Source organism: Alphaproteobacteria bacterium, from assembly GCA_030740435.1.
GTDB lineage: Bacteria > Pseudomonadota > Alphaproteobacteria > UBA2966 > UBA2966.
In genome coordinates, this window is record JASLXG010000217.1 from 1 (window position 1) to 10,803 (window position 10,803).

At 66.4% G+C, this 10,803-nt stretch carries 10 protein-coding genes; 6 read left to right on the forward strand and 4 right to left on the reverse strand.

Annotation, left to right across the window (positions count from 1 at the left end):
* Positions 1 to 123: 123 nt before the first annotated feature.
* The 3 genes from QGG75_20470 to QGG75_20480 form a co-directional block, all read right to left on the reverse strand.
* Entirely contained in the window at positions 124 to 300 is a 177-nt protein-coding gene (locus tag QGG75_20470; protein MDP6069605.1) for a hypothetical protein, read from the reverse strand.
* Positions 301 to 864: 564 nt separating this feature from the next.
* Entirely contained in the window at positions 865 to 1,632 is a 768-nt protein-coding gene (locus tag QGG75_20475) for an SDR family oxidoreductase (GenBank protein MDP6069606.1), read from the reverse strand.
* Positions 1,633 to 1,655: 23 nt separating this feature from the next.
* Positions 1,656 to 2,276, reverse strand: a complete 621-nt coding sequence (locus tag QGG75_20480; GenBank protein MDP6069607.1) for a TetR/AcrR family transcriptional regulator — start codon at positions 2,274 to 2,276, stop codon at positions 1,656 to 1,658.
* Between the two features lie 137 nt (positions 2,277 to 2,413).
* Between QGG75_20480 and QGG75_20485 the strand changes: the two genes are divergently transcribed.
* The 6 genes from QGG75_20485 to QGG75_20510 all read left to right on the forward strand — a co-directional run bounded on the left by QGG75_20485 (position 2,414) and on the right by QGG75_20510 (position 10,603).
* On the forward strand, positions 2,414 to 4,018 hold the full coding sequence (locus QGG75_20485; GenBank protein ID MDP6069608.1) for a carboxyl transferase domain-containing protein: 1,605 nt from the start codon (positions 2,414 to 2,416) through the stop codon (positions 4,016 to 4,018).
* Between the two features lie 14 nt (positions 4,019 to 4,032).
* Entirely contained in the window at positions 4,033 to 6,027 is a 1,995-nt protein-coding gene (locus QGG75_20490) for a biotin carboxylase N-terminal domain-containing protein (GenBank protein MDP6069609.1), read from the forward strand.
* A gap of 11 nt (positions 6,028 to 6,038) precedes the next feature.
* The gene (locus tag QGG75_20495; GenBank protein ID MDP6069610.1) at positions 6,039 to 6,995 is read left to right on the forward strand and encodes a hydroxymethylglutaryl-CoA lyase; all 957 of its coding nucleotides are present in this window, start codon (positions 6,039 to 6,041) and stop codon (positions 6,993 to 6,995) included.
* A gap of 39 nt (positions 6,996 to 7,034) precedes the next feature.
* On the forward strand, positions 7,035 to 7,820 hold the full coding sequence (locus QGG75_20500) for an enoyl-CoA hydratase-related protein (protein MDP6069611.1): 786 nt from the start codon (positions 7,035 to 7,037) through the stop codon (positions 7,818 to 7,820).
* A 105-nt stretch (positions 7,821 to 7,925) separates the two neighbouring features.
* Positions 7,926 to 8,729, forward strand: coding sequence for an enoyl-CoA hydratase/isomerase family protein (locus tag QGG75_20505; protein MDP6069612.1), 804 nt, complete (start codon positions 7,926 to 7,928; stop codon positions 8,727 to 8,729).
* A 5-nt stretch (positions 8,730 to 8,734) separates the two neighbouring features.
* Positions 8,735 to 10,603, forward strand: a complete 1,869-nt coding sequence (locus tag QGG75_20510) for a hypothetical protein (GenBank protein ID MDP6069613.1) — start codon at positions 8,735 to 8,737, stop codon at positions 10,601 to 10,603.
* Between the two features lie 77 nt (positions 10,604 to 10,680).
* Here QGG75_20510 and QGG75_20515 read toward each other — a convergent pair.
* On the reverse strand, positions 10,681 to 10,803 hold a 123-nt coding region (locus QGG75_20515), incomplete at its 5' end, for an IS5/IS1182 family transposase (GenBank protein MDP6069614.1).

Genomic DNA, 10,803 nt, shown 5'->3' on the forward strand with positions numbered 1-10,803 from the left:
AAAATAAGGGCAAATGGGCTTCCCGACACAGGAAAATCGAGAAATCAGGTTATCAGGCGGCCGCGAAAATGATCTCGTTCCCTCGACGGTGGCACGGTGCTATGATTTCCGCGAACCAGGAGACTATCTGGGGAATGTCGGCTTGAGTGTCTTTAACTCCTCCCGGAGCCACATGGCCACCGCCTCCACGGCGCCAGGATCACCTTCCACCACTTCAAGGGCTTCATTGATATCCATGTCACCATGTTTCGTTAAGAACCTCACCAGGCGACCGATACGCCAGTAGTGGGCGTAATTCATGGCCTCCCATCCTGCGCCTTCATTCCCGCCCGGCACGGTCAAGCTCCCTTCTGAAGCGTCACGACGTTGTTCTCACCCTGGTCGATGATGCTGCCCAGCGCCCTCGACCATGCTGCCAAGGCATCCGCCTTTTCACGGCGATATCCGTGGCGATTGTATATCGCGGCCACGCCAGAAATCTGCCTTCATACTCTTTTCCCCTCCCCCGCAGCAATCCCGCGGCCGCTCCAGAGACTGCTCGCAGGGGGCCGGGACAAGTGGCCCAGCGAAGGCAGTGAGTGAGTGCTTGACGCGGCGGCGGCTCGCCACGCTGGTCAACGAGCGGAAGCCATGCTTCCGGCCGCCAAGCGGCGAGTGTCCTTGCCATCGGCCCCTGGCGGGAATCGTTTCGCTCTTTCCAACTGCTTCTTTTTCAACAAAATAAATTCATGGTTCAGCGCTGAACTCGTTTTTTTTGGCCAACCCCCGCCTCGTTAAGAAATCGGCGACCGCTCCGGTAACCTTCCTTAATTAAGGGGACGCGGACGCTTTTCCGGACGCTTTTCGCGGGCGCTCTTTTCGTTTCTAGATCCGGCCGTGCGTAATGGCGTGGCCGCCATCGAGGTAGATCGTCTCGCCGCTCAAAAGCGGGTGGTCGTCCTCGAGCAGCGCCGCGATCAGCCTGGCGATTTCCTCGGGCTGGGCCCAGCGCTGCAGCGCCACCCGGCGTTTGAAGAATTCGCGCACCCGCTCGCTTTCCAGGAATTCGCGGTTGAGGTCGGTCTCGATGTAGCCCGGCGCGATGTTGATCACGCGGATGCCGTCGCGGGCCCACTCCACGGCAAGGGTGCGGGCGATGGCGCCGATGGCCGCCTTGCTGGCGGCATAGATGGCATTCTGCGGCGCCCCGATGCGGTCGTAGAAGGAACCGATGGTGACGATGACGCTGCCGTCGCTGAGGTAGCGGTAGGCTTCGCGCAGGCACATGAAAGTGCCGATCAGGTTGGTATCCACCAGTGTGGCCACGTCTTGGTCGGCGAATTCGTGGCTGGGGCCCGAGATATGCGTGCCGGCATTGGCGATGAAGTGGCGCAGCCGGTAGCCCTGGTCGGCCAGGGCGGCGAGTGACTGACGGATGCTGTCCTGGTCCCTTTGGTCGCATTTGCCCAGGACCAGGCGGTCGGTCAGCTCGTCGGGCACGTCCACCGTCTCGGCCGGACCCAGGCCCCGGCGCGAGAGGCAGCCGACGGTCAGGCCGCGGCCCGCCAGCTCCAGCGCGATGGCCGCGCCCAGGCCACGGCTGGCGCCGGTCACGACGATGATGTCGGAAGACGATGACGGGCTGTCGGTCATGGTGGTTTCCCTCGGGACCTCGGCTAGTCCGGCTCGACGCCGTCGAAGACGAATCCGCAGATCTCGTTGGCCAGGCGCTTGATCGACTTGCCGTCGGCATCGTACCACTCCTGCGACCAATTCAGCGCGCCGATGAGAAAGAGCCGCAGCAGGCTGATGTCGGTATTGCGCGCAATGGCACCATGGCGGCGGGCATCGCGCAACAGCTTGCGCCAGAAGTCGCCGTAGGCTTCGCGGTGGCGGTGGTGGCGGCGCCGGATGGCATCGGGAGCCAGGCCGAAGTTGATGATGTTGGCCGCCGTGTAGTCGCTGTGCTTGAGCAGCGTCGCCAGGTGGGCCTCGACGGCGATGTGGACCTTGCGCCGGTAGTCGGCCTCGGCCGGCGCCGCCGCCACGGCGGCGCGCACCTCGTCGTGGATGCGGTCGATGCCGATGTCCAGCACCTGGCCGAAGATTTCGTCCTTGGAGCCGAAGTGGTAATAGATGCTGGCGGCCCGCAGGTCGGCCAACCGGGCGATTTCGTTGAGCGTTGTCGCGGCATAGCCCTTGCGCCGGAACATGCGCGCCGCGGCGTCAAGAATACGCACGCGGGTGCGTTCCGATTTCTTGGTCTCTTTGCTCTCTGTGGCGGCGCGGCGGGCCATTGCTTTCCGTGGCCTCTCTGTGGACTCTTTGTGGGCTCTGCGTTGCGGCAGGTATTTTTTCTAACTACTATTCGTTAGAAACGAAGGCAAGTGTAAGGCCCAGAGTACGTCCCAGTCCAAGTCCCTGTGAAAAAGCCATGACCGTTATCCAATCCAAGGCCGCCGTCGGCTCCGAGGAATTTCGCGCCAACGACCGCGTCTCGCGCCAAACAGTGGCCGCATTGATGGCCCGGCGGGCTGAACGCGAGGCCTGGAACCCCAAGGCCAGCGCCCGCCACGAGGGACTGGGCAAGCTTTTGCCGCGCGACCGTGTCGACAGCCTCTTGGACCCCGGCTCGCCCTTCCTCGAGGTCAACGACCTGGCCGGCATCGACATGTACGAGGGCGTGCCGCCCGGCGCCGGCATCATCACCGGCATCGGCCAGGTCCAGGGCGTGACCTGCATGATCATCGCCAACGATGCCCCGGTGAAGGGCGGCACCTACTACGCCATGACGGCGCGCAAGCACGTGCGGGCCCAGAAGATCGCCTGGCAGCACCGCCTGCCTAACCTCACCCTGGTCGACAGCGGCGGCGCCAACCTGCCGGAACAGCCCGGCATCTTTCCCGACGCCGGCCAGTACGGCTCCGTCTTCCATCAGATCGTGCGCCAGTCGGCCGAAGGCATCCCGCAGGTCGCCGTGGTGCACGGTGCCTGTACCGCCGGCGGGGCCTACGTGCCGGCGCTTTGCGACATCACCATCATCGTGCGCGGTCAGGGCTACATGCACCTGGGCGGGCCCGAGCTCACTTTCGCCGCCACCGGCGAGGTGGTCGACCGCGAAAGCCTGGGCGGGGCCGAGATGCACAGCCAGACGAGCGGCGTTACCGACTATTTGGCCGAGGACGACTGGCACGCCATCAGCCTTCTGCGGCGTGTGGTGGCCGACACCTGCCGCCAGCCCCAACTGTTGCGGCCGCTGCGCACCCCCGTGCCGCCGCGCTACGATCCGGCCGAGATCTACGGCTTGATCAGCGAGGATCCGCGGGTGCCCTCCGACAGCCGCGAGATCCTTGCCCGCATCGTCGACGACAGCCGCTTCGACGAGTTCAAATCCGGCTTCGGGCGTTCGCTGCTTTGCGGCTTCGCCCACATCGGCGGTTTCGAGGTGGGCATCCTGGCCAATACCGGAATTCTTTTTTCCGACAGCGCCCTGAAGGCCGTCCACTTCATCGACCTCTGCTGCAAACGCGACATCCCGCTGCTCTTTATGGCCGACAACTCGGGCTTCATGGTGGGCCGCGACGCCGAGCAGGGCGGCATCACCAAGGACGGCGCCAAGATGATCACGGCCATGGCCTCGGCCAACGTGCCCAAGTACAACATCATCATCGGCAAGGCCTACGGCGCCGGCTACATGGCCATGTGTTCGCGCCCCTTCGAGCCCACCATGGTGCTGGGCTGGCCGGCCGCCCGGGCCGCCCTGATGGGTCCCGAACAGGCGGCCCTGACGCTTTCCATGGTGCAGCGCCAAAAGCGCGAGCGCGAGGGCGAAGCCTGGTCGACCGAAGAGGAAGAGGCCTTCAAGGCCCCCATCCGGCAGGAATACGAGGACTTCGCCAGCATGTACAACTATGCCGCCAACCTCTGGATCGACAACCTCGTCGATCCCCTCGAGACGCGCACGGTGATGACCTTCCTGCTCGACATGGCGGCCCGCCAGCCGGCCCCTGAGACGCGCTTCGGCGTGTTTCGCATGTAGCCCGGATGGCAGCCATGTTCGCCAAGATTCTGATCGCCAACCGCGGCGATTCCGCCTGCCGCGTGGCCGCTACCTGCCAGCGTCTGGGTATTGCCGCGGCGGGTGTGCATTCCAACGCCGACCGGGCGGCGCTGCACGTGCGGCTGATCGGCGAAAGCATCGAGATCGGCGGCCCGGCCGCCAGCCAGAGCTACCTCGACGGCGAGGCCATCATCGCCGCCGCCCGGGCCGTCGGCGCCGAGGCCGTCCACCCGGGCATCGGATTTTTGTCCGAAGACGCCGCCTTCGCCGCTGCCGTCGAGGCCGCCGGGCTGGTCTTCATCGGACCGACGCCGGAGACGCTGAAGCGCTTCGCCGACAAGCGGGCGGCCAAGGCCGAGGCCCGCGAGGCCGGTGTTCCCACCCTCGATGGATCCGAGGGCTCGGCCGCGGTGGCCGAGGTGGCGGCCATCGTGCGGAGCCAGGAACTGCCGGTGCTGCTCAAGGCCGCGGCCGGCGGCGGCGGTCGGGGCTTGCGCATCGTTACCGCGCTGAACGAGCTTGAGCACGACATCGCATCAGCCATGCGCGAGGCCGAGGGCGCCTTCGCACGCCGTGACCTGATGGTCGAGCGCTATCTCGACCAGGCCCGCCACATCGAGGTGCAGATCGCCGGCGACGGCAGCGGCCGGGTGATCCATCTTTTTGAGCGCGAATGCTCGTTGCAGCGGCGCTACCAGAAGGTCGTCGAGGAGGCCCCGGCGCCCGAGCTCGAGCCCGGCCTGCGCCAGGCCATGACCGCCGCCGCCTGCACGCTGGGTGAGCGCACCAAATTTCGCGGCGTCGGCACGGTCGAGTTCCTGGTGGCCGGCTTCGATTGGTATTTTCTCGAACTCAACCCGCGCCTTCAGGTCGAGCACCCGGTAACCGAGGCGGTGACCGGCATCGATCTGGTGGAATTGCAGCTTGCTTTGGCGTCCGGTCAGGAATTGGCGCTCTCCCAGGAAGACGTGACTTGCCGGGGCCATGCCATCGAATCCCGCATCTATGCCGAGGACGTGGCTGCCGGCTTTGCCCCGGCGGCCGGTCGGGTGCGCGCCATCGAGTTGCCCAGCCAAGGCGTGCGGGTCGACCTGGGCGTCGGCGTCGGCGATCTGGTGACGCCGCATTACGATCCCATGATCGCCAAGCTGACGGCCCATGGTGCCGACCGCGGCCAGGCCCTGGCCCGGTTGCAGGCCGCGTTGAGCGAGGCCCACATCCTTGGCGTGAGCACCAACCTGGCCTTTTTGCGCCGCCTCTTGGCCCGCCCCGAGGTAGCTGCCGGCGGTGTCGCCAACACCTTCATCGACCAGCACCTGGAGGTTCTGGCGGCGGCACCCGGGCCGCCGGCCGTGGCCTTCGCCCTGGCCGCTTGGTTCGGCCTGGCGGCCTGGCGTCGGGGCCTCGAGGGGGACCCCTGGCGGGCCTCGGCGATGACCGGCTGGCGGCTGGCAAAGGGACCCATCGAGCCCACCCGCAAGCCGTTGTTGCGGGTCCGCATCGGTGAGGAGAGCCGCGAAATCGCCTTCTCGGCCCCGGACGGCGACGGCCGCCAGGTCGTGCGCGTCGGCGAGGACGAGCTCAGCCTGGGGGTGATGGCGGAAGGCGATGGCAGCTATCGCGTCTGGTGCGACGACAGCGTCTCCATGGTGCGCGCAGCCCAAGATGGCGGGCTGGTCTATCTCGACGGGCCGCTGGGCGCCTTCGCCGCCGAGGTCGGCTCGGCGCTACCCGATAGCGCCGGCGGAGCGACCGCGGGCGCCGGCCGGGTGGTGGCACCGGTGATGGGCCAGGTGGTCAAGGTCAACGTCAAGGTCGGTGACACGGTGTCCGCCGGTGATATTCTCATGGTCCAGGAATCGATGAAGATGGAGCTGCGCGTGGTGGCACCTTGCGACGGCGTGGTGACGGTGCTGAACTGTGCCGAGGGAGACATGATCGAGCGCCACAGTGCGGTGGCGGAAATCGAAGCGGCCGAGTCCCAGTAACGAGGTTAGCGATGTCGGATCTACCGAAATTCGTCGAGTTCCACGAGGAGGGACCGCGCGAGGGCTTCCAGAGCGAGCGTCAGCTCTATTCCCTGGCCCAGCGTGCGGCCGTGGTCGACGCCCTATCGCTGACCGGGCTCAGCCAGATTCAAGTGGCCTCGTTCGTCAATCCCAAATTGGTGCCGGCCATGGCCGACGCCGACCAGCTTTATGGCGCCATCGAGCGCCGCGAAGGCGTGCGCTATACAGCGCTTTGGCTCAACGAACGCGGCTTCGAGCGCGCCGCCGCCACACCCGGCGTCGATCTCGACGGCAAGCTCATGTTCTACACCACCGACAAGTTCAGCCAGGCCAACAACAACTGCTCCGCCGCTGACTTGGCCGAGCGCCAGCGTGGCTGGGCCAAGCTTTACGACGGTCACGGCATAGCCACCGAGCTGGCCTACATCATGACCGCCTTCGGCTGCTATTTCGAAGGCGAAGTGAAGCTCGAGACGGTGCTGCATTACGTCGCCTTCATCCGCGACATGTGCGCCGACCAGGGCCGGCCGCTGCCCAAGATCTACCTCGCCGATACCGTCGGCTGGGCCAATCCCGAAGAGCTCAAGCGCCGCATCGGCGCCGTGCGCGAGATGCTGCCCGAGGCCCGCATCGGCCTCCACCTGCACGATACCCGCGGCCTCGGCGCGGCCAATTTCTATGCCGCCCTGGAGATGGGCGTCGATCTCTTCGACAGCTCCGTCGCCGGCCTCGGCGGCTGCCCCTTCACCAGCCACGCCGACATGGCGGCGGCGGGCAACATCTGCACCGAGGACATGGTCTTCATGTGCCACGAGTTGGGCATCGAAACCGGCATCGACCTGGAAGCCCTGATCGAGGCCGCCCGCCTGGCCGAGCAGATCATCGGCCGGCCGCTGATGGGCAAATGCATGCATTCGGGCTCGCTGGCCGGCGCCCGCGCCGCCTGAGTTGCCTGATTTCCCGCCGCTAGACCTGAGGAAGCCCTGATGAGCGAAACCGAGCCGCTTCTTTTCGCCGTCGACGACGGCATCGCCACCATCACCATCAATCGGCCCGAGGCGCGCAACGCCCTCAACATCGCCGTCTCCAACGGCCTGCACGACCTTTGGGAACAGATCGACAGCGATCCCGACATCCGCGTCGTCATCTTCACCTCGACCGATTGCGGCACCTTCTGCGCCGGCATGGACCTCAAGGAAGCGGCGCGCATGAAGGCCGAGACCGGCCAGGATATCCTGACCTTCTTCAAGGACGTCTTCGGCCAGCGCATGCGCCGCGTGCGGTCTCCCATCATCGCCGCCATGACAGGCCACCTGATGGCCGGCGGCATGATGCTCAGCCTCAACTGCGACATCCGCGTCGGCCTCGCCGGCACCCGTGTGGGCATCACCGAGACCCAGATCGGCCGCGGCTCGCCCTGGGCCATGCCGCTGGTCTGGATGCTGCCCCAGCCCATCCTCATGGAGATGGTGCTGACGGGAGAGCACTACGACATCGACCGCTTCCATGAGCTGGGTTTCATCAATTACCTGGAAGCCGATCCCGATGCCGTGCGGGCGCGGGCGCTGAGTCTGGCCGAGCGCATCCGCGACAACGCGCCGCTGTCGGTGCGGGCGGCCAAGGAATCCATCCTCACGGCCATGAGCGTGGGCTGCCAGACCGGCCTCGACATGGCCTGGCGCATCCACCGTCCGGCCTACGAAAGCGAGGATGCCCAGGAGGGCCCCCGCGCTTTCGCCGAAAAACGCAAGCCGGTCTGGAAAGGCCGCTAGTGTGATGATTCTGAAGTTCGGCGCATTTCACGCGCCGAAATTCGGGATCTGAATCACACTAGAATTAACGATAAGCAGGCCACTAGAGAGACAGGGAGAAATATCATGAGCAGCTTGCCCCTTGGCGAGGCCGACAGCGATCCCGAGATCCTCGTCGATCTCGACGACGGTATCGGCCGAATCACCTTCAACCGGCCCGACCAGCGCAACCCCATGACCACCACCTTCATCGCCGACTTTGGCGAGGCGCTGGACACCCTGGGCGAGGATCCCGACTGCCGCGCCATCATCATCACCGGCAAGGGGCCGGTGTTTTGCGGCGGCGCCGATCTCAAGAACCTCTTGAAGCCCGAAGGCGTCGACATGGAGGAGCAGCTGCTGGTGGTGCGCAAGGCCTTTCGCCTGGCCACCCAGATGCGCGCCCTCGACGTGCCGCTGATCGCTGCCGTCAACGGCCCGGCCGTGGGCGGCGGCAGCGCCGTGGCCATGGCCTGCGATATCGCCATAGCGGCGCCCAGCGCCAGCTACTATTTCGCCTTCGGGCGCATCGGCGCCAGCGGCGCCGACGTGGGCTGCACTTATCTTTTGCCCCGCCGCATCGGCGCCACCCGGGCCGCCCATCTGTTGCTTACCGGCGCCACGGTGGAGGCCCAGCAGGGATTTGATTTGGGTCTCTTCGTCGAACTGGTGCCGGTCCAGGAGCTGCTCACCCGGGCCGAGGCCATTGCACGTCAGATCATCGAGGCTTATCCCCGGCGCGCCGCTGCCATCACCAAGATGGCGCTGATCCGCGGCGAGACCACCGACTTCGCCACCTGCCTGGAATACGAGGCCGTGGCCCAGAATTACACCTTCCGCACTACCGAGCACGAGGAACGTCTGGCCAATTTCCTCAAAGGTTGGAAATAACCGGCGTGGACGCGGACAGCTATCCCCGGCTTTTCAGCCCGCTGCGGCTGGGCCGGCTGGAGCTTGCCAACCGTTTCGTGGTGCCGGCGCTGACGACCAATTTCGGTGACTTGGACGGCCAGGTCACGGACGAGGTTTGCGGCTACCTGGGGCGCCGCGGCGCCGGCGGTTTCGGCCTCGTGGTGTGCGAGAACTTCGGCGTTCAGGCCGGCGCCAAGGCCCTGCCGCGCATGCTGATGGCGCACGAAGACCGCTACATTCCGGGCATGGCCAGGCTGGCCGCGGCGGTCAAGCAGGGCGGTGCGCCGGTGCTGGCCCAGATCAACCATCCCGGCCGCCAGACCAAATCCAAGTTCACCGGCCACGAGCTGGTGGCGCCCTCGGCCATACCCTGTCCCATCAACCGCGAGATGCCGCGGGCGCTGGATCTGGACGAGATCCCGGAGTGGGAGGAATACTACATCCGCGCCGCCGAACGGGCCGCCGAGGCCGGCTTCGACGGCGTCGAGATCCACGCCGCCCACGGCTACCTGGTGGCCGGATTCCTGTCCTCCTATACCAACACCCGCGTGGACGAATACGGTGGCCCGCTCGAGAACCGCTGCCGCTTTCTCTTGAATATCGTCGACGGCATCCGCAACCGCCTGGGGCCGGACTTTCCCCTCTCGGTGCGCATCAGCGCCCGCGAATTCGTGCCCCATGGCCTCGACGTGGCCGAGGCCATCGAGATCGGCCGTGCCGTGGCCGACCACGGCGTCGATGTGCTTTCGGTTTCGGTGGGCGTTTACCTCTCGTTCAACAAGCTTTCCATGGTCACCGGCGAGCCCGAGGGCCAGTGGCTCGACTTGGCCGGCGAGGTAAAGGCCGGCATCCCCATCCCGGTGATGGGCGTGGGCCGGCTGGTGCGGGCCAGCGTGGCCGAACAAGGGCTGGCGGCGGGCCAGATCGACCTGGCCTGCTTTGGCCGTGCCTCGATGGCCGACGCCGAGCTGCCGGCCAAGATCCGCTCGGGCCGCGAGAGCGAGGTCATGGCCTGCATGGGCTGCAACATCTGCCTCGGCCGCTCGTCGCGTCCCGAGAGCATCTGCCCGGTCAACCCGGCCATCGGCCGCGAGGCCGAGTTCGAGTTCGCCGCCACGGCGGTGCCACAGAAGGTGGCCGTGGTGGGCTCGAGTTTTTCTGCGTTGACGGCCGCTTGGGTGGCGGCTCTTCGCGGCCACCGGGTCAGCTTGCACTTTAACGGTGCGGTGGGTGGCTTGATGGCGCTACGGGCGCGGGTGCCGGGCAACGCCGTCATCGCCGAGACGGCGGCGGCGCTCTTGGGCCGGGCCCTGGCAGCCGGTGTCGAGGTCAGCGACCAACTGCCCGAGGCAGCGCCCGAGGCAGCGGACGTGGTTTGGGCGGTGCGCGAGTTCCGGCCGCTCGACGCCGCCGGTCCCCAGCGTGCCGTTCCGGCCCTGGCCGTACTGGCGGGCGACCAGAGCGGCCGGGCGCTGGTGGTGGGCGACGATCTCTGCGCCGCCGAGGCGGCCGTGGTGCTGGCCCAGCGGGGCAGCCAGGTGACCTTGCTGTCGCCGGCCCGCGATATCGCCAACGATGCCCATCCCGGCTTCCGCGAGGTCTGCCGGCGCCGGCTCGAAGCCGCCGGGGCGGATATCGAGGTCAAGGTGGCCGAGCCGTTCGTGCACCCTGCCACCGCCGCGGCCGATCTCGTGGTGCTGGGCCGGGGCCCGGCTGCCGACTGGGACGAGGCCGGTAATTGGCGGCTGCCGGAGTTCGGGGGGCGCGTCAGCGCCTATCTCGACGACGCCTATGAGGCCGGCCTTTTGACCCGCACCGTCTATGACGCCGTGGCCCTGGCGCGGGCGCTCTGATTGCGTCATGATGAGGGTTGAATGTGTGACGATTGTCATAGTCCTGCACCGTGCAAGGAACTAGGGTCCGTTGACAATTAACGCAAATCAATGATGGTGGCGACGAGGCTCAAGTTTGCGGCATAGCTTGTGTCGGTTTTGTCGTAGCGCGTAGCAATGCCCCGGAATTCCTTGATCTTGGCGAAATAGTTCTCGACCAA